The organism is Streptomyces sp. NPDC085866 (assembly GCF_044541035.1).
GTDB lineage: Bacteria > Actinomycetota > Actinomycetes > Streptomycetales > Streptomycetaceae > Streptomyces.
Map to the genome: position 1 here is coordinate 636,501 of NZ_JBITSQ010000002.1, position 19,182 is coordinate 655,682.

Genomic DNA, 19,182 nt, shown 5'->3' on the forward strand with positions numbered 1-19,182 from the left:
GACCGAGCACAATGCGAAGGGCTTTCATGCGTGACGTGAACGAGGAGTCGGCCTACGCCGGCCGGCGGGCGATCGCCGAGTCGATCGAGCGCGGCGGCGGCGGACTCGGCGTGTCCGACCTGCTGGCCAAGGTGCGGGCGGCGGGCACCGAGCCCGCGCCCGCCCCGGCCCCGGCGCCCGATCTGGCGGGTCTGACGGCCACCATCGCCGCCGCGGCCGGCCGGCATCTGCCCTCCGGCCGACTGGCGCCCGAAGCCGACTTCTTCGACGCGGGCGGCACGTCCGTCGACGCGGTCGAGCTGGCCGCCGAACTGGAGGCCGAGCTGGGCATCGAGATCGACCTCGACGAGGTCTTCGCGGACGCCCGCCCGGCGAGTCTGGCCCGAAGGTGGCTTCTGCTGGTCGAAGCGACGACGACACCGACGCCCTCGGCCGCGCCGGCACCCCTCGCCGCGGCACCGGGCATCTCCGCACCCGCGGTGCATCCGGCCGGGCCGGTGGCTCTCGGCGCATCGGGGGTCTCTCATGACGCGGGCTCCTCGGCCGCGCCGGTGGCCTTCGGCGCACCGGGGGCTTCGCAGGACACGGCCTCCTCGGCCGTGCCGGCACCCCTCGCCGCGGCACCGGGTATCACCGCACCCACCGCCCCTTCGGCCGCGCCGGCCGCCTTCGCCGTGCCCGGCGTCTCCCGGGCCCCCTCGAGCACGTCCGCCCCCCTCGCATCGCCGGCGCCCGCCCCCCACACCCTCCCCATCCCGTCCCCCCGCACCCCACCCGCCACCCCGTACCGGCCCGACGCGCCCCACTCCCGGGCCCGGCAGGAAGACCTCGACCAGATCCTGGCCGACCTCGCCCTCGCCGACCGGCTGCCCTTCGCCGACGTACCGGAACCGCTTCCGCCGCGCCGGATCCTGCTGACCGGTGCGACCGGGTTCCTCGGCAGCCACATGCTGCTCGACCTGCTGCGGCACAGCGACGCGCATGTGTACTGCCTGGTCCGTGCGGCCGACGAGGCGGCCGCGACCGAACGGCTCGGCGCTCAGCTGCGCAGCTACAAGCTGCCGTGGTCCTCGGAGACACGCCGGCGCATCACCGTGCTGCCCGGGGACATCCGCAGCCCGCGTCTCGGCCTCACCGACGAGCAGTGGCACACCCTCGCGTACGAACTCGACAGCATCGTCGGCGTGGCGGCCGCCGTGGACTTCCTGCGCGGCTACCAGTCGTTGAGAAGCAGCAACGTCCTCGGTGCGCTCACCCTCGCCGAACTCGCCGCGACCGGCCGGCCCAAGCCGCTGCACCACATCTCGTCCATCGCCGTGTTCAACGAGGTCGGCATCACGTCCATGGGCGAGGACGACCCCCTCGCCCACGTCGACCGGCTCATCTCCGGCTACGACCAGTCCAAGTGGGCCGCCGAGGTCGCGCTGCGCCGCGCGCGCGACCACGGACTCGTCGTCACCGCGCTCCGCCCGGGCGGCATCGGCGGCCACACGAAGACCGGCGCGTACAACCCGCTGGACCTCAGCAGCGGCCTGATCTCCGCCTTCGGCCGCTTCCGCACCGTACCGGCGTTCCGCTACCTCAACGCGGCCCCCGTCGACTGGGTCAGCCGGGTCGCGGTCGCCGCGATCTGCGAGCCCGACGCGTGGGGCTTCGACTACAACCTCACGGGCGTGCCCAACACCCTGGACGACGTCGTACAGGACATGGCCCTGGGCGGCATGCACGTCCGCGTCCAGGACTGGGACGAGTGGCGCACCGACACGCTCGCCCGCCTGCAGGCCGAGCCCGTGCCCGAACTCGCTTTCCTCTCACGGGTGTTGCAGAGCCCCACCGCGCTGAAGCTGTGCGAGGCGACCCTGAAGGGCCCCGCCGCCGTCGCGGACCGCACCGACGCCCTGGTCGCCGCCCTCGGCCTCACGCCCGCCGCCCGGTACGACGCCCAGGCCCAGCTGAAGACCTTCGAGAAGCTCGCCGACGACGGCCTCGCCCGGCTTCCGCACAAGGACGACCAGCCCTACCTCTGGTTCGCCGAGACGACCGAGGGCACCGTCGGCCCGGTCGGAGCGGCCGCCGAGACGCCGTGCTCGATGGCGCTCACCCTGTCCATCGCCAGCATGTACCAGCTGGTCAAGGAGCGCCGCGTGGACGTCACGGGCGAGGTGACCTGCCCGGCGGTCCACCCCGAGCCGCTCACCGTGGAGCGTGGCGACGTCTGGGTCCGCCCCGAGGAGGGCATCCCGCTCCAGCACGGCCTCCGTCACCAACTCCTGCGCTACCGGCTGAGGTTGCGCGACGCGGACGGCGGTCAGTGGTGGCTGGAGGGCCGTAAGTACGCGCGGGCCCGCCGGGACCTGTGGCGGCAGACCCGCGCGCTCACCGTGGAGATCGGCCGCGAGGGCGAGGCCGCGAGTCTGCTGGGCGAGGTCGTCGTACCCGCCGATTCCTACGTCCGCGACCAGATCGACGGCATCAGGGTGGACCCGCGCCTGACCGGTCAGGAGAAGCGGGCCGCCAAGCTGACCTGGCTCGCCTGGTTCGGCCTGGAGATGGGCCGCGGCCTGCTCGCCCCGTTCGCCCGGGCCGCGGCGGACCTTCTCGACCTGCGCCGCACCCCCACCCTCACGGAGCACCACCGATGATCTTCAGGTCCACCTCCTCCCGGACGGCCCGGCCGGCGCTCCGCAGGGTCCGCACCACCGCGGCCCTCCGCCCTCTGCGCCACCGCCTCGACCCGGCCCGTGTCGAGGAGATCCCGTTCCGCACGAGCGACGGCGTCCGTCTCGGCCTGACCCGCGTCGACACCGGGGACACGGGCCGGCCCGCCGTGCTGCTCCTGCACGGGCACACCGCCTCCGCCGACATGTTCCTGCTGCCCGAGACCCGCAACCTCGTGGACGCGCTCCTCGACGACGGCTACGAGCCCTGGCTGCTGGACTGGCGGGGCAGCTGCCGGCTGCCGTACAACGAGACCGGCCGACGCTACACCTACGACGACGTGGCGCTGTACGACATCCCCGAGGCCGTCGCCCACATCCGTGGGCGCATCGGCGAGCGCCCGCTGTTCGTGGTCGCGCACTGCATCGGCTCGCTCACCCTGTCGCTGAGCATGACGGCCGGGCTGGTGCCGGGGCTGGCCGGAGTGGTCTCGCAAGGAGTCTTCCTGACGCCCAGGCTGGCGGGGCGGACATCGCTGCGGATGTCCGTGGCGGGGGAGTTGCTGAAGACCCGGATCGACCACATCCCGGTCGACTTCCGCAAAGTGGGCCTGTGGTCGAAGTACACCCCGCTGTTCGCCCTGGCCGCCCGCAGGGCGAGTTGCCCCGATCCGACCTGCCAGATCCTGCACCACTCGGCCTGGGGCACGGGCGCCTCGCTGTTCGTCCACGAGAACCTGGCCGAGGCCACCCACGACCGGCTCGCCGAGCTGCTCGGCCCCGCCCCGCTGTGGATCCTGCCCCACCTGCGCCGGATCGAGCTGGCCCGCAGCGTGGTCCGCTGGCACGACACCGACCACCGCTACCGCGCACTGCCGCAGAACGCCCTGGACGCGGCCGCCCGCATCGACACTCCCGTCCTGCTGCTCTCGGGCAGCGAGAACGGGCTGTGGCTGGACTCGCAGCGGCTCTGCCACGAGGTGCTGGCCCGTCGGCAGCCGCAGCTGGACGTCTCCTACACCGAGATCCCGGGCTACGGACACCTGGACACGTTCCTGGGCCGGGGCGCCGCCCTCGACGTCTTCGGGCACATCCTCGAATTCCTCGGGGAACGCCGGTGACGGCGGGGCGCGCGGCCGGTTACCGTACCGGACAGTAACCGCAGCGCACCCAGGAGGCCCCCATGCCGCAGCTCGACGTCGACGGAGCCGTACTGACGTACGACGACGAGGGCCCCCGTGACGGCGCGGACGTGCCCGTGATGTTCGTGCACGGCTGGACCGCGAACCGGCACCGCTGGGACCACCAGCTGGAGCACTTCTCCGCCGGCCGGCGGGTAATCCGGCTGGACCTGCGCGGGCACGGCGAGAGCACGGGGGCCGGGGTGCGCACGATCGCGGAGCTGGCGAAGGACGTCCTCGCCCTCCTCGACCACCTGGAGGTGGAGCGGTTCGTGTTGGTCGGCCACTCGATGGGCGGGATGATCTCCCAGACCATCGCCCTCTCCCACGCGGAGCGGGTGGAGCGGATGGTGCTGGTCAACTCCATCGGGCGGATGACCTACAACCGAGGCCGGGGCCTGCTCATGGCCGCGTCCACCCTGGTGCCGTACAAGCTGTTCGTCGCGACCAACATCCAGCGGGCCTTCGCCCCGGGGTACCCGCGCGAGGAGGTCCGGGAGTACATCCGCTCCTCCGCCGACACCCCGCGCGAGGTCGTCATGACCCTGTACGGCGCCATGCGGGCCTTCGACCTCCTCGACCGCGCCGGTGAGATCGCCACGCCCACCCTGATGGTGCACGGCTTTCACGACATCCAGCTGCCCGTGCGGCAGATGCTCCGGATGGCGAAGGCCTACCCGAACGCGGTCGTGCGCATCATCGACGCGGGCCATGAGCTGCCCGTGGAGAAGCCGGCCGAACTCACCGCGGCGCTCGACTGGTTTCTGACTGCGAAGGCCTAGTGCTGGAGGTGCTTGGCGAAGTTTTTGCCCGTGGCCGGTTCCTGCCGGGCCGGCCCGGTGTCACGGCGGTTCTTCGATTTCGCGTGGGCAAAACGCGGCCGAAACCCTGAGGGAGTCTGGGCCGTCCGTGTTACGCCCGCGTTGACCGCCGCGAGCGCCTGACGGAGGCTCGTCATATAGGTGCTCGATACAACCGGTTCGGCGGTCGCCTTCTCTCCACCCCGGAAAGCACAGGTGAGCGAGGGGACGGCCGCGGGCCGGAGGCAGGAGGTAGCGCATGTGCGGCATCACCGGATGGGTCTCCTTCGACCGTGACCTGACCACCGAGTCCACCGCCTTGCATGCGATGACCGAGACGATGGCCTGCCGTGGCCCGGACGACCGGGGCACCTGGGCCGAGGGCCCCGCCGCCCTGGGTCACCGCCGCCTCGCGATCATCGACCTCCCCGGCGGCCGCCAGCCGATGTCCGTCCGCACCCCCGAGGGGGCCGTCGCCCTCGTCTACTCCGGCGAGACGTACAACTTCACCGAACTCCGCCGCGAACTCACCGACCGAGGCCACCGGTTCACGACCGACTCCGACACCGAGGTAGTCCTCCACGGCTACCTCGAATGGGGCGACGCCGTCGCCGAGCGACTGAACGGCATGTACGCCTTCGCCGTGTGGGACGCACGCCACGACCGGCTGGTGATGATCCGCGACCGCATGGGCATCAAGCCGTTCTACTACCACCCGACCCCGGACGGCGTCCTGTTCGGCTCCGAACCCAAGGCGATCCTCGCCAACCCGCTCGTCCGGCCGCGCGTCGCCCTGGACGGCCTGCGCGAGCTGTTCACCATGGTCAAGACGCCCGGACACGCCGTGTGGGACGGCATGCACGAGGTCGAACCCGGCACCGTCGTCACCATCGACCGTACGGGCCTGCGCACCCGCGTCTACTGGCGGCTGGAGACTCGCCCGCACACCGACGACCGCGACACCACCGTCGCCACCGTCCGCTCGCTCCTCGACGACATCGTGCGCCGCCAGCTGGTCGCCGACGTCCCGCGCTGCACCCTGCTCTCCGGCGGCCTCGACTCCTCCGCCATGACCGCGCTGGCCGCCCGGCAGCTCGCCGAGCACGGCGAGAAGGTCCGCAGCTTCTCCGTCGACTTCGTCGGCCAGACCGACAACTTCGTCGCCGACGAGCTGCGCGGCACCCCGGACACCCCCTTCGTGCACGACGTGGCCCGGCTCGCCCGCACCGACCATCAGGACATCGTCCTGGACGCCCAGTCCCTCGCCGACGCGGGCGTGCGCGAGAAGGTGATCCGCGCCCGCGATCTGCCGGTCGGCTTCGGCGACATGGACACCTCGCTGCTGCTGCTCTTCCGAGCCATCCGGGACCAGTCCACGGTCGCCCTGTCCGGCGAGTCCGCCGACGAGGTCTTCGGCGGCTACCTGCAGTTCTTCGACGAGGAGGCCCGCCGCGCCGAGACCTTCCCCTGGCTGGTGAGCTTCGGCCGCCACTTCGGCGACGACGCCGACGTACTGCGCCCCGACCTGGCCAAGACCCTGGACCTGGAGCGATACATCGCCGACGGCTACCGCACCGCCGTCGCCGCCATCCACCGCCTGGACGGCGAGAGCGACTTCGAGTACCGGATGCGGCAGATCTGCCACCTGCACCTGACCCGTTTCGTCCGCACCCTGCTCGATCGCAAGGACCGGATGAGCATGGCTGTCGGCCTGGAGGTGCGGGTGCCGTTCTGCGACCACCGGCTCGTCGAGTACGTCTACAACACGCCCTGGTCGCTGAAGTCCTTCGACGGCCGGGAGAAGAGCCTGCTCAGGGAGGCCACCGCGGACCTCCTGCCGCGGTCGGTGTACGACAGGGTCAAGAGCCCGTACCCGTCCACCCAGGACCCGCGGTACGCCCTGGCCCTGCAGGTCCAGGTCAAGGACCTCCTCGCCCGGCCCTCCCACCCCGTCTTCGACCTGGTCGACCGGGAGCGGGTCCGGGAGGCCGCCGAACGCGACACCCCCGTCAGCACCCAGGTGGCCCGCCGCGGTCTGGAGCGCGCCCTGGACCTCGCCCAGTGGCTGGACCTCTACAACCCGGAACTGACCCTCGGCTGAGGCCCCGACGCCGGGTCCCCTGCTTCCCGGACCAGGCCGAGGGCCTGGTCCGCGGCTCTGTGGAGTCGGCGGTCAGGTGGGGCCGGGAACCCTGTCCGCGGCTCAGGGAGCCGGCCTTGAGCTGAGGGCCGGGGGCTTGGTCCGCGGTTCCCTGGAGCCGGTCCTCGGCTGCGGCCGAGTGTTCGGTCCGCGGTTCCTTGGAGCCGGTCCTCGGCTGCGGTCAAGTGCCCGGTCCGCGGTTCCCTGGAACCGGTCCTCAGCCGCGGCCGAGCGCCCGGTCCGCGGCCGCCGCCGTCGGCTGCCACCACGTCGTCACCGGCTCCCACACCCGGACCTGGCTCCCGGTGCCGAGCTGTGCGGCGGTGAAGACGCGGCCCCACTGGGACGCCGACGCGGCCACCGTGATCGCGTCCACCCGGCGGGCCTCGGGGTCCGCCGGGTCGGCGATGGTGCGTACGGCCGCGTAGGCGGTCTTTCCGGCCCCGAGCCGGTACGTGCCTCCCCCAAGCTCTCGGCTTCGCTCGAGCAGGGAGGTACCCCCACCGCCCTCCGGCACCGGCAGCGCGGCCCCGTCCAGGTCACCGAAGGTGACCGTGGGCACCCGGTCGACGACGCAGGCCCGGGCGCTGATGTTGGTCACCCCGACCCGCACCACGGAGGGATCGCCGGGCACGGCCTTCGCCCGCAGGCTCAGCGCCTTCTCCGCACACCGGGCGGGCTGGGCGTGCCCCGCGGCCGCCTGGCTCGGCGGCGCGGTGAGCAGCAGAGCCGCCGTTGCGGCGGAGACGGCGGGTACGGCGATGGCGGCGCGGATACGCATGGCGGTTCCCCTGTCACGGTCACGTACGGGTACGGCGGGCCGAGGCGCGCCTGTCCAGTGTGACGTCAGGGCCGGCCGGGAGGTTGTGCCGGAATCGCGCCTGATACCCGTTTGCGCTGCTCCTGTCATCAATTGGCGGTGTTCGCGGTGGAGCTCCAGGTGTTCCCGTCCGCGGGACAGGAGCTGCCGCTCGGTGGCAGCGTGCCGTACAGCAGGAAGTCGTTGACCTTGCGGTGCACGCACATGGACGACGAGTAGCCGGTGTGTCCGTCGCCCCTGTTGTCGAGCACCACGGCGGAGGAGCCGAGCCGTCCGGCCGTCTCCTGGGTCCAGCGATACGGCGTCGCCGGGTCGCCGCGCGTGCCCACCAGCAGCATCTTGGCCGAGTGGAGGTTCTTGACCCGGTCGCGGATGAAGTTCGTGCCCTTGGGGCGGCCGTAGCACATCAGCAGCTGGGTGAGCCGGAAGCGGCCGAAGACCGGCGACGCATGGTCGTAGGCGGCCTGGAGATCCTTCAGGTCCCTGGTGATCTGCGCTTCGCCGGGCCGGTCGGGGTCGTCCGCGCAGTTGATCGCCATCAGCGCGGCCGACAGGTTGTCCGCCGGGACGTCCTGGGCGTCCACGAGCCCGCCGTCCCGCCTCGCGCCGCCCGGGCCCTTCCCCTGGCCGCCCTCGCGGACGGGCAGCGCGAAACCGCCGCCGGAGGTGAGGCTGAGCAGCCGCCGCGTGTCGCCGTCCTCGACCAGCGAGACGAGCGCACGCTCCAGGGAGGGCCACAGCTCCTTGCTGTACAGGGCCTGCCCGATGGCGCCCACCAGGTCCTGGCCGGAGAACGCGCCGCCGAAGTCCGTGGGCACCGGGTTCTCGTCGAGTGAGCGCACCAGCTGGACGACCTGGTGCCCGGCCATGCGCCGGTCCTGCCCGAACGGGCACGCGATGTCCGTCGTGCACCAGTCCAGGAAGTCGTCGAGCGCGGTCTGCTGCCCCTCGGCGCCGGCCAGGCCCTGCTCGGACAGCGGCTCGGTCAGGGTGTCCACGCCGTCCAGGGCCATCCGGCCGAGCTTGTGCGGGAACTGCGCCGCGTACACCGCGCCGAGTCGGGTGCCGTAGGAGAAGCCCAGGTAGTTGAGCTTCTTGTCGCCGAGGGCCTGGCGGATGACGTCCATGTCCCGGGCGGCGTTCACGGTGCCTATGTGTCGCAGGACCGGGCCGGAGTGCCTGGCGCACTGGTCGGCGGCCTGTCGCAGCTTCTGCAGCAGGGCCTGGGGATGGCCGATGTCGGCGTTCTGGCCCATCGCCGCCGAGGCCTCCTCGGTGCCCTGGCCGCAGCTGACGGGGGAGGAGCGGCCGACGCCGCGCGGATCGAAGGTGACCACGTCATAGCCGTTGGTCAGCTCCATGAACTCCTTGCCGCCTCCGGAGAGTTCGGGGATGCCCGCGCCGCCGGGCCCGCCGAAGTTCAGCAGCACCGAGCCCCGCGACTTACCGGTGGCCCGGTACCGGGCCAGGGCCAGGTCGAGGGTGCCCGCGTTCGGGTGCTCGTAGTCGAGCGGGACGGTCACCTTGGCGCACTGGAGATCCTTCGGCATGTCCGGGCCCTCGCAGGCGGCCCAGGACGGCTTCTGCCGGTAGAACCGGGACAGGTCCGGCTGCGGCTGGTCGGCGGCGGTCGCCGCGGGCAGCCCGGACCCGAGCAGCGCCAGCGTGAGGGCTCCGGCGCCCGCGCAGCGCCGCACCGCGGGCCGTGTGGACAGCTTGACCAGCATCGATCGCCTCCCGGGGCGCACCCGCCACGGACCGGGGCCGCGCCCTCGCTCACCATAAGCGGGCCTCGTGCAGGTCGCCTCCGGGCGAGCAGGGTCATGTCCGATGATCTATCCTTCGAGGCTTCCGTCATGATCAATGATCTTTCGATTACTTTGCGCGCGGTTCGAACGATCACGTCACTCGACGGGGTGAAAGGCCGATAAGCCATAACTCGGATGGTTCGTCTGCGTTTTCTGGGGTGCGGGTGAGTGCCCGCGACGAAGTCTGGAAGGCAGGGAAACCTATGAGACGGGCTACCCGAAACGGTGTGATCGCTGTCGTCGCCGCCTCCGGCGCGATGGCCGTGGCGATGCCGGCGTCCGCCGCCTTCGCGGCCGACGGGGCTGCCGCCGACGGCTCGGCGGCGGGCTCGCCCGGTGTGCTCTCCGGCAACACCGTTCAGCTCCCGGTGCACGTTCCGGTGAACTTGTGCGGCAACACCGTGAACGTGGTGGGGCTGCTCGACCCCGCGGCCGGCAACGTCTGCGCGAACGGCGGCGGTGGCGGCACGGATGCCTCGTCGACGTCCGGTGGTGCGTCGGCGCAGGGCGGCACGAAGGACTCGCCCGGTGTGCTGTCCGGCAACACCGTTCAGCTCCCCGTCCACCTGCCGGTGAACGTCAGCGGCAACTCCGTCGACGTCGCCGGCGTGGGCAACCCGGCCACGGGCAACCATTCGGTCAACACCCACCACCCGGCACCGAACCCGAAGCCGCCGGCCCCCATCAAGTCCCACCCGCACACCCCGCACACCCCGCACCCCGCCCCGCAGCCGCCCGGGGCCACCCTGGCCCACACCGGAGCCGACGTCACGGCCCCAGCGGTCGCCGGCAGCGCCGCCCTCCTGCTCACCGGCGCGACCCTGTACCGCCGCTTCCGCCCCGGTCGGGACCGCTGACCCTCCCCGCGCGCAGAGCGGCCCCGCCGGACGCCGGCCCGGTGGGGCCGTCGGTGTGGGCCGGTCCGGGGCCATGTCCGGCGCGCGCTGCCAACTGGGTCCGAAGTGGCGCGTCGTGGGCGCCGTAACGGCCGAACCGTGCGTGGCGCGGCCCGCGTTGATCGGCAAGGATGCTGCGGGCGCGGTCGCCGCACCGCGCCGTCCAGCACGTCCGACCCCCACGCAATGGAGCGCACCGATGACCTCTCCGGCCCCCCAGGACCTCGTCGTCACGCAGGCCACCCTCGCCGACTGGCCGGTGATCAGCGGGTGGGCGGCGGCGGAGGGGTGGAATCCCGGACTGTCGGACGGTCCGGCCTTCTTCGCCCAGGACCCGGACGGGTTCTTCCTGGGCAGGGTCGACGGGGAGCCGGTGTCGGCCGTCTCCGTCGTGAACTACGGCTCCGACTACGCCTTCCTCGGCTGCTACCTCGTCCGCCCGGACCTGCGCGGCCACGGCCACGGCCTGGCCACCTGGAAGACGGCCCTGGCCCACGCCGGGAACCGCACCGTCGGCCTGGACGGAGTCGTGGCCCAGCAGGACAACTACCGCCAGTCCGGCTTCGAACTCGCCTACCGCACCATCCGCTTCACCGGCACCGCCCCGCAGAGCCGGATGCCCGAGGGCGTCCGTCCCGCCGGGCCCGCCGACCTGCCCGCCGTCACCGCCTACGACAGCGCCTGCTCCCCGGCCGACCGCCCGCGCTTCCTCGCCGAGTGGCTCGCCGGTCCCGGTCACCGCGCGTTCGTCCGCCACGACGGCGACCGCCTCACCGGCTACGGCGTGATCCGGCCCGGCCACGACAACCTGCGCATCGGCCCGCTCTTCGCCGACACCGCCGGCGACGCCCGGGCCCTGTTCGCCGCGCTCACAGCCGAGGCCGCCGGCCACGAGGTCGCGATCGACGTCCCCGAACCGAACACGGCCGGCGTCGCACTGGCCGAGGAGGCCGGCTTCAGCGCCTCGTTCGAGACCGCCCGGATGTACACCGGGCCGGTCCGGGAACACGCCCGCGAGCGGATCTTCGGTGTCGCCACGCTCGAACTCGGCTGAGGGGGCCGGCGCCGGTCGACAGCGGTGGGTGTGAAGCGCCGGTCAGCGGCCGTCCGCGTGACAGCGGCGGTGGAGGTCCCATACCTCCTCGACCAGCTCGGGCACCGGTCCCTCTACGGCCGCACCGGGGGCCACCTCACGCACGGGCAGCGCCCGCACCGGAGCCGCGGGCACGCCCAACTCGGGCAGCCAGGAAACGAGTTGTTCGGACGAGGCGACGTACACGATGCGGCCGAGCCCGACCCAGGCGTGCGCTGCCGCGCACATCGGGCAGTGCTCGCCCGAGGTGTAGACGGTGGCGGCGGCCCGCTCCGCGGGCGTGAGGTGGGCGGCCGACCAGCGGGCCAGCTCGAACTCCGGATGCCGGGTGCGGTCCCCGGCGGCCACCCGGTTGCGGTCCTCGGCGAGGATCGTGCCGTCCGCCGCCACGAGCACCGACCCGAAGGGCTCGTCGCCCGCATCGAGCGCCTCACGCGCCGGCTCGACGCACCGGCGCAGACAACCCAGCTCATCGTCCTTCACCATGGGGCACGGACCTCCTCGCAGCACGATCCCCGGCGCCGCAGGCCACGGGCACCGAGGGTGACGCAGTCGCCCGGTCCCCGTGCGGCGCCGCACCGTGCCGCACGGTCGGAAAGGCGTGCCGGCGCCCCGCCGCGACCGTCGACAGCGCGAGCACGGCCGCGGGCAGCGCAGTCCAGGGCAGCGCCCCGGCACCCAGGGAGTCCAGCGTCACCCCGCCCGTGAGCGAACCCGCGGCGATCCCCGCGTTGTACACCGTGGTCTGCAGCGAGGTCGCCACATCGGCGTCGGCCGGGCCCGAGACGTCGACGAGCGCGGTCTGGATCAGTGTCGGCGCCCCGCCGAAGGCCACGCCCCACCCGGCGACGGCGCAGACCAGCACCGCGTGCGCACCGGAGGCCAGGCCCAGTACCGACAGGACCGTCGCGAACAGGGCGAGCGCCGCCAGCAGCGTGGGCCGCAGATGCCGGTCGACCAGCGTGCCGGTGAGCCAGATCCCGCTCACCGTGGCGGCCCCGAACACCGCGAGCAGCACGCCGGTACGGCCGTATCCGGCGTGCGCCGCGAACGGGGCGACGTACGTGTACATCACCTGGTGCCCCAGCAGCAGACACAGTGTCACGGACAGCACCGGGCGGATCCCGGGCCGTACGGCGACCCGGACGAGCGGCACGCGCGCGTGCGGGGGTTCGCCGGGGAAGCCGGGCACCCGCAGCCGCACCCACACCACGAGCAGTACGGCGAGGACGGCCAGCGAGCCGAAGGCCGCCCGCCAGCCCACCGCACCCGCCAGCGCCGTACCGGCGGGCAGGCCCAGGGCCAGGGCCAGGGTGATCCCGGCGAGCACGACCGCGATGGCCCGGCCGCGCCGGGCGGCCGGCACCATCCGGGCCGCGTAGCCCACGAGCATCGCCCACAGCGTGCCGCCCATGGCGCCGGCCAGCAGCCGGGCCGCGAAGGTGAGCGCGTACGACGACGACAGCGCGACGAGCGCGTCGCTGACCGCGAACCCCAGCAGCGCGCCGCACAGCACCGGCCGCCGCGGCAGCCCGCGCAGCGCCGTCGTGAGCGGGACGGCCGCGAGGAAGGAAGCCGCCGCGTACGCGGTGACCAGGAAGCCGATCCGGGACTCGGTCACCCCCAGCCGGGGTGCCATCGCGGGCAGCAGACCCGCCGGCAGAAGTTCGGTCAGGACGGCCGTGAAGGCGGCGCAGGACAGGGCGAGCAGCCCCGACCACGGCAGCGGACCGCCCTTGACCTGGGAAGACAGGGACATGCGACCATGGTGGAACCTTGACATCAGTGTGAAGGCAAGCGGGGGACCGGGAGGCGGGAATGAGGATCGGCGAACTGTCCCGGCGCACCGGCGTACCCAATCGCCTGCTCCGCTACTACGAGGAGCAGGGCCTGCTCCGGCCCGACCGCGCCGACAACGGCTACCGCAGCTACCCCGCCTCCGCCGTCCCGGACGTCCAGCAGATCCGGGGCCTGCTGGACTCGGGCCTCACCACCGAGATGATCCGAGCGATCCTGCCGTACCTCTCGGGGCCCGAGGAACTCCACCCGCCCGCCGAGTGCGTGACCCCGCAGACGGCCTCCCTGCTGCAGGCGCACATCGACCGCATCCAGGCCCGCATCGACTGCCTGGCCCGCAACCGCGACCGGCTGACCGCGTACCTGTCCGTGGTGCGGCCGGAGGGCAATTCCGTTGCCCCGCCGGGCCGCTGATGCTGGAGTGAGCCCATGGATCACGCCGCGGTGCTCGCCCTCTACGACCGGGACATGCGCGAGGGCGCACGCCCGGACGGGCCCGGCGCCCGGATCGAACGGACCGGCCCGGTAGTCCGCCAGGTCGCCGACGCGCAGGGCTGGAACGGCGTGCTGTGGTCCGCCCTGGACGAGGGGAGCGCCGACCGGGCGATCGGCGAACAGATCGCGTACTTCACCGGCCTCGGCCGCGAGTTCGAGTGGAAGCTCTACGGCCACGACCGGCCGGTGGACCTCGGACCCCGGCTCGCCGCCGCCGGATTCCGCGCGGAGCCCGAGGAGACGCTCCTGATCGGCGAGGTCGCCCGGCTCGACCTGGACGCCGGGCCGCCCGAGGGGATCCGCTTCGTCCGGGCCACCGACCCGGCCGGCATCGACCTCGTCGTGGACGTGCACGAGAAGGCCTTCGGCGCCGACGGCACCCGGCTGCGTCACCGGCTGCTCGCCCGGCTGGCCGCCGACCCCGGGACGGTCGTCGCCGTGGTCGCGCTCGCCGGGGACGAGCCGGTCAGCGCCGCCCGTATGGAGCTGGTGCCCGGCACCCGCTTCGCCGGACTGTGGGGCGGCGGCACCGTCGAGGCCTGGCGGGGCCGGGGTATCTACCGTGCCCTGGTCGCTCACCGCGCCCGTGTCGCCGCCGCCCATGGCTACCGCTACCTCCAGGTCGACGCCTCGGTGCTGAGCCGCCCGATCCTGGAACGCCTCGGCTTCCACGCGGTGAGCACCACGACCCCTTACCTGTACGGGAGTTGACGCACCTTCAGCGCCGAGCCTGCGCCCGGTCCAGCGCGGCGACCCCCACGGCCGCGAGGCCGATCTGGATGAACCACTCGATCCAGTCGGGCCCCTTGGTGTCCGCGACTCCGAACCCGGCGGCGATCGCCGAGCCCAGCAGCGCCGCGACGATGCCGACCACGATGGTCCACAGCATGCCGATGTGCTGCCGCCCGGGCACGACCAGCCGGCCCAACACACCGATGACGAGCCCGATGACGATGGCGCTGATGAGGCCTGAGATCTCCATGTCCACCCCTCTTCGTCGCGTTCCCCGCTGAAGTTCCATGTGCCCGTTCCGGCCGCAGGCACTCCGCCCCGCTTATTGCCGGGACTTTCTGTTCACCGAGCCGTCATGCCATGTACCTTTCAACCAATCGACGCGTGTAGAACCCTCAAGCGGGTTCTACGCGCGCAGACTTGGCGCCCCCACCGCCTCTCCCCACCCCTCATGGAGGTTCGCCGGATGCTCGGATCGAGGAGATCCCGCCGCAGATTCACCACCGCCCTGGCCGGACTCGGGCTGCTCGTCACGTCCGCAGCCCTGCAGGTCACAACGAGCGCCACCCCCGCGCACGCGGCCACCACGCACCGGATCCTGTTCGACAACGCCCACGCCGAGACGGCCGGCAACGCGGACTGGATCGTCTCCACCAGCCAGCCCGACCCGCTCGGCCAGAACTCCTCCCCGTCGGCCGAGACGGACTGGACCGGCGCCCTGTCCTCCTGGGGCGTCGACCTGCAGAAGACCGGCAGCTACAGCCTGAAGACGCTGCCCTCGGGCTCCAGCCTCAGCTACGGCGGCTCCTCGACCACCGACCTGTCGAACTTCGACACGCTGGTCCTGCCCGAGCCCAACACGATGTTCACGACCGCCGAGAAGACGGCGATCATGAACTTCGTGAAGAACGGCGGCGGTCTCTTCATGATCTCCGACCACACCGGAGCCGACCGCAACAACGACGGCTACGACGCGGTCGAGATCCTCAACGATCTGATGACGAACAACAGCGTCGACTCCACCGACCCGTTCGGCTTCTCCATCGACTCGCTGAGCATCAGCTCCGACTACCCGTCGGCGATCAGCGACAGCACCGACCCGGTCCTGCACGGATCCTTCGGCACCGTCACCAAGAGCCTGATCGCCAGCGGCACCACCGCCACGCTCAAGCCCGCCGACAACTCCGGCGTCAAGGGCCTGCTCTACCGCACCGGTTACTCCGGCAACACCGGCGCCTTCTTCCTGACGTCCACCTTCGGCAGCGGCCGCGTCGCCTTCTGGGGCGACAGCTCGCCGATCGACGACGGCACCGGCCAGTCGGGCAACACCCTGTACGACGGCTGGAACGACTCCGGCGCCACCAACGCGGCCCTCGCCCTCAACGCCACTGCCTGGCTGGCCGGCGCGGGCACCAGTGGTGGCGGCGGTGGCGGCGGCACCGGCACCTGCACCGCCGCCCAGCTGCTGGCCAACCCCGGCTTCGAGTCGGGCGCCACCTCCTGGACCGCTTCCAGCGGTGTCATCAGCAACGACACCGGCGAGGCCGCTCGCACCGGCTCCTACAAGGCCTGGCTGAACGGCTACGGCTCCGCCCACACCGACACCCTCGCGCAGTCGGTGACCATCCCGGCCGGGTGCACGAGTGCCACCCTGAGCTTCTACCTCCACGTCGACACCGCCGAGACGTCCACCTCGACGGCCTACGACACCCTGAAGGCGCAGGTCCTCAACAGCAGCGGAACGGTGCTGTCGACCCTCGCGACCTACTCGAACCTGAACGCGGCGAGCGGGTACGCCCAACGCAGTTTCAACCTTGCGAGCTACGCGGGCCAGACGGTCACGATCAAGTTCACCGGCACCGAGGGCTCCACCCTCCAGACCTCGTTCGTCGTGGACGACACCGCGCTCAACGTCAGCTGAGCCGTGCGGGGGTGGGCCACCGGGCCCACCCCCGGCACGTCAGGCGGCCGGCACCGTCTGCTCCGGCGTGTTCCAGCCGGAGATTCGCACGCCCGGCGCCGAGCCGTGCAGGTCGGCGGTCCGGTAGGTGGCGGTCAGCGTCACCGACTCGCCCGGCCACAGACCGGCCTCGTTGTCCGACCACCGCACCGGCAGCACCGGCTTCCCCTGCGCGTCGACCAGGTGGACGTCCGTGAACAGCGACGGGGTCCGCCCGCTGCCCGTGTTGCGCAGGGTCACCGTCGTGGTCGACGTACCACCGGACGACTCGGTCGATGCCGTCGCCGACACCGGTGCCTGAGCCATCGAGGCGAGCCCCTTCAGGTCGGCGTAGCCGGTCGTCGGCGTGTGGTACCAGTCGGTCTTCGCCCAGTCGAGCGTGTCGGCCTTGGTGGAGAGCCAGTACACGTTCCGGCTCACCTCCTTGCCGTCGGCGCCGGTCAGGGTCAGCCGCAGCAGGTAGGTGGACGACAGGCCGCTCACCGACGCGGGCACAGTGAGCGCGGTGCCGTGCGCACCGTCGCCGTTCACCTTCACTCCGGTCACGGTCTTGTCGTACTTCTGTGTGCCGTCGGGGTTGAACAGCGTGGCCCGCGCGGTGAGTCCGCCGGCCGGGGCGTGCCGGTTGTTCACCACGACGACCGAGCGGTCGTCGTAGGAGTACTGGACGTGCAGCGGCTCGTTCGCCTTCTTGGCGCCGAAGTAGGCGCCGCCCTGGTCCAGATAGCGGTCCGTCAGCTGCCAGTGCAGCGAGGTCCAGCCGCTGTTGAACATCCAGTAGATCATTCCGGTGGCGGGCTTGCTCGCGTCCGTCGCGTTGCGCGCATAGGCCTCGTACTGGGCGCGGACGTTCTCGTACTGGGCGAGCTGCGCCTTGCGCACGTAGTCGGTGAGGCCGGCCGGGGCGCCGTAGCGGCCGGTGAGGGCGGTGTCGTAGATCTTGAGCGTGCCGAACACGGGCGAGGGCGAGCGATGGTACTGCCGGGTGTCCGGGTTCTTCCAGAGCGTGTCGAGCTCGGCGGGTGTCATCATCCGGCGCAGGGTGTCGAGCGTGGGGATGTCGGGGCCCGCGCTGGTCTCGGAGTTGAAGCCGGTGGCCCCGCCCTCGCGCTTGGCGTACCAGTAGTTCGGCGGGATCCAGTCGTAGGGCCCGGACATCTTCATGCCCGAGCTGCCCAGCCGGGGCGAGGACCTGTCGGAGGCCGAGGAGACCACCGGGTTCGGCCAGTCGGCTGCCTTCAGGGCGTCCAGGTAGTTCTTCTCGATGGTCGCGTCGGGCGCGTAGTCGCTGCCGATCAGGAAGGAGATCACGCTCGGGTGGTCGCGCAGCCGGGCGGCCTCGGCGGCCATGGATGCCTTGGCGATCGGGTAGTCGGCGGCGGTCCACTCGTCGCCGGACTCGCCGTTGCCGTTGACCTGGCCCTCCCACTTGTCGCAGCACTCCCAGCCCGGCAGCGTGAGCACGCCGTACCGATCGGCGAGGTCGAAGAACTCGTCCGGCTCGATGTGGCCTTCCAGGCGGATGGTGTTCAGCCCGAGGTCGAGGGCGTACTTCAGCCGGTCCTCCACATAGGTGGAGTCCCAGCGCAGGAACTCGTCCGGCGACCAGCCACCGCCCTTGATCAGCAGCTTGCGGCCGTTGATCCGGTACTGGCGGGCGCCGTCGGAATTCAGGGGCGCCTGCACGTCGCGGATGCCGAAGCTCTCGTGGGCGGTGTCCGAGGCCGTGCCGGAGACGGACGCGGTGAGGTCCAGGTCGTACAGCGGCTGCCCGCCCATGCCGGCAGGCCACCACACCTTCGGCGAGGTGAGGTGGAGTCCGGGGACGTCGGCGGGGGAGAAGGTGACGGTCTTCGTCTCGTGCGCGGCGAGCGGCACGGACCTGGTGAAGGCCGCCCCGGCGACGGTGCCGGAGATCTCGGCCGTGACCGCCGTCCCGGAGTCGTTGCGGGCCTGCGCCTTGACGGTCAGGTCGGCGGTGGCCAGGGACGGCACGGCGAGCTTGGTCACCACGTGTGCGTCGCGCAGCGCGACCGGGCCGCCCCGGCGGACCAGGACGTCACGGACGATGCCCATGTTCCGGTCGGGCGGCGGCTGGAGCCAGTCGATCCAGCCCATGGTGAGGTTCTTGTTGGGCTCGTTGGGCTGGACGCGGAAGGCGACCGTGTTCGTACCGGACTTCACCAGCGAGGAGATGTCCAGCTCGTGGTGGGTGTAGGCGCCGGCGACATCGGCGGCCCGGGCCACCTGACGGCCGTTCACATAGACGTCTGCTGCCGAGATCACGCCGCTGAAGTCGAGCTGGGTGCGCTCGGCGGTGTCGGCGACCGTGAAGTCGGCCCGGTACCACCACGGGACCTGGAAGTCGGCCCTGGGGATCTTGTCCAGGTTGGTGGAGTGGAACGGATCCGCGTACCGGCCGCTCGCGAGCAGCGCCGCGAGGACCGTCGAGCGCGGCCCCGCCGGATACCAGTCGGTCGCCGGATAGCCGGGGGAGGAGACGGCCTGTGCCGAATCGCCGACCTTCGCTGTCGACTGGATCGCGTACCCGGACAGCGGGGTGCTGCTTCCGGCTGCGGAGGGGACGTGGGTGACCCGGGCGTGCCGGTGCGTCGGGGCCGGATCCCGGGACCCGGCCCAGGCACTGGTGGACAGCGAGCAGAGCAGACCCAGGGCCACGGCGGCCGTGGCGAGGCGGCGTCTGCGGACGGGGCGAGGGAACACGGCGGTCTCCAGGTCGTAAAGTTAGGAAACTTTACTAACCCGCCTCAAGCTAGGGCGCAGGGTGGGCGGTGTCAATCAC

General features: G+C 72.1%; 15 protein-coding genes. 9 read left to right on the forward strand and 6 right to left on the reverse strand.

Annotation, left to right across the window (positions count from 1 at the left end; all coding sequences use genetic code 11):
• The first annotated feature begins 26 nt into the window (after positions 1–26).
• The 4 genes from ACIF83_RS06185 to asnB all read left to right on the forward strand — a co-directional run bounded on the left by ACIF83_RS06185 (position 27) and on the right by asnB (position 6,739).
• A complete protein-coding gene (locus ACIF83_RS06185; RefSeq protein WP_393476937.1) occupies positions 27–2,642 on the forward strand; it encodes a thioester reductase domain-containing protein in 2,616 nt (871 codons plus the stop codon).
• A complete protein-coding gene (locus tag ACIF83_RS06190; RefSeq protein WP_393476934.1) occupies positions 2,639–3,778 on the forward strand; it encodes an alpha/beta hydrolase in 1,140 nt (379 codons plus the stop codon). Before ACIF83_RS06185 ends, ACIF83_RS06190 begins: the two co-directional genes overlap by 4 nt.
• Before the next feature lie 62 nt (positions 3,779–3,840).
• Positions 3,841–4,620, forward strand: a complete 780-nt coding sequence (locus ACIF83_RS06195) for an alpha/beta fold hydrolase (RefSeq protein ID WP_399723836.1) — start codon at positions 3,841–3,843, stop codon at positions 4,618–4,620.
• 277 nt (positions 4,621–4,897) lie between these two features.
• Entirely contained in the window at positions 4,898–6,739 is a 1,842-nt protein-coding gene (gene asnB, locus ACIF83_RS06200; protein ID WP_393476928.1) for an asparagine synthase (glutamine-hydrolyzing), read from the forward strand.
• Between the two features lie 256 nt (positions 6,740–6,995).
• On the opposite strand, the gene ACIF83_RS06205 is transcribed toward asnB, so the two are convergent.
• A complete protein-coding gene (locus tag ACIF83_RS06205; protein WP_393476925.1) occupies positions 6,996–7,559 on the reverse strand; it encodes a DUF4232 domain-containing protein in 564 nt (187 codons plus the stop codon).
• A gap of 128 nt (positions 7,560–7,687) precedes the next feature.
• Positions 7,688–9,325, reverse strand: coding sequence for an alpha/beta hydrolase (locus tag ACIF83_RS06210; protein ID WP_399723839.1), 1,638 nt, complete (start codon positions 9,323–9,325; stop codon positions 7,688–7,690).
• A 308-nt stretch (positions 9,326–9,633) separates the two neighbouring features.
• On the opposite strand from ACIF83_RS06210, the gene ACIF83_RS06215 reads away from it, so the two are divergent.
• The gene (locus ACIF83_RS06215) at positions 9,634–10,263 is read left to right on the forward strand and encodes a chaplin (RefSeq protein ID WP_399723842.1); all 630 of its coding nucleotides are present in this window, start codon (positions 9,634–9,636) and stop codon (positions 10,261–10,263) included.
• A 238-nt stretch (positions 10,264–10,501) separates the two neighbouring features.
• The gene (locus tag ACIF83_RS06220; RefSeq protein ID WP_399723845.1) at positions 10,502–11,356 is read left to right on the forward strand and encodes a GNAT family N-acetyltransferase; all 855 of its coding nucleotides are present in this window, start codon (positions 10,502–10,504) and stop codon (positions 11,354–11,356) included.
• Positions 11,357–11,398: 42 nt separating this feature from the next.
• Here ACIF83_RS06220 and ACIF83_RS06225 read toward each other — a convergent pair whose 3' ends face one another.
• Together ACIF83_RS06225 and ACIF83_RS06230 are read right to left on the reverse strand one after the other, a co-directional pair.
• Positions 11,399–11,881: a nucleoside deaminase gene (locus ACIF83_RS06225; protein ID WP_399723848.1), complete on the reverse strand. Its 483-nt coding sequence runs from the start codon at positions 11,879–11,881 to the stop codon at positions 11,399–11,401.
• Entirely contained in the window at positions 11,865–13,154 is a 1,290-nt protein-coding gene (locus tag ACIF83_RS06230; protein WP_399723850.1) for an MFS transporter, read from the reverse strand. The genes ACIF83_RS06225 and ACIF83_RS06230 overlap by 17 nt, the downstream gene beginning before the upstream one ends.
• A 59-nt stretch (positions 13,155–13,213) precedes the next feature.
• Between ACIF83_RS06230 and ACIF83_RS06235 the strand changes: the two genes are divergently transcribed.
• Together ACIF83_RS06235 and ACIF83_RS06240 are read left to right on the forward strand one after the other, a co-directional pair.
• Positions 13,214–13,606, forward strand: a complete 393-nt coding sequence (locus ACIF83_RS06235; RefSeq protein ID WP_399723853.1) for a MerR family transcriptional regulator — start codon at positions 13,214–13,216, stop codon at positions 13,604–13,606.
• A gap of 15 nt (positions 13,607–13,621) precedes the next feature.
• Positions 13,622–14,398, forward strand: coding sequence for a GNAT family N-acetyltransferase (locus tag ACIF83_RS06240; RefSeq protein WP_393476907.1), 777 nt, complete (start codon positions 13,622–13,624; stop codon positions 14,396–14,398).
• 7 nt (positions 14,399–14,405) lie between these two features.
• On the opposite strand, the gene ACIF83_RS06245 is transcribed toward ACIF83_RS06240, so the two are convergent.
• A complete protein-coding gene (locus ACIF83_RS06245) occupies positions 14,406–14,669 on the reverse strand; it encodes a GlsB/YeaQ/YmgE family stress response membrane protein (RefSeq protein WP_393476904.1) in 264 nt (87 codons plus the stop codon).
• A gap of 216 nt (positions 14,670–14,885) precedes the next feature.
• On the opposite strand from ACIF83_RS06245, the gene ACIF83_RS06250 reads away from it, so the two are divergent.
• Positions 14,886–16,340, forward strand: a complete 1,455-nt coding sequence (locus ACIF83_RS06250) for a hydrolase (RefSeq protein ID WP_393476901.1) — start codon at positions 14,886–14,888, stop codon at positions 16,338–16,340.
• A gap of 39 nt (positions 16,341–16,379) precedes the next feature.
• Here the strand turns inward: ACIF83_RS06250 and ACIF83_RS06255 are convergent, their stop codons facing one another.
• Positions 16,380–19,103: a glycosyl hydrolase 2 galactose-binding domain-containing protein gene (locus ACIF83_RS06255; protein WP_399723858.1), complete on the reverse strand. Its 2,724-nt coding sequence runs from the start codon at positions 19,101–19,103 to the stop codon at positions 16,380–16,382.
• Between the last annotated feature and the right edge of the window lie 79 nt (positions 19,104–19,182).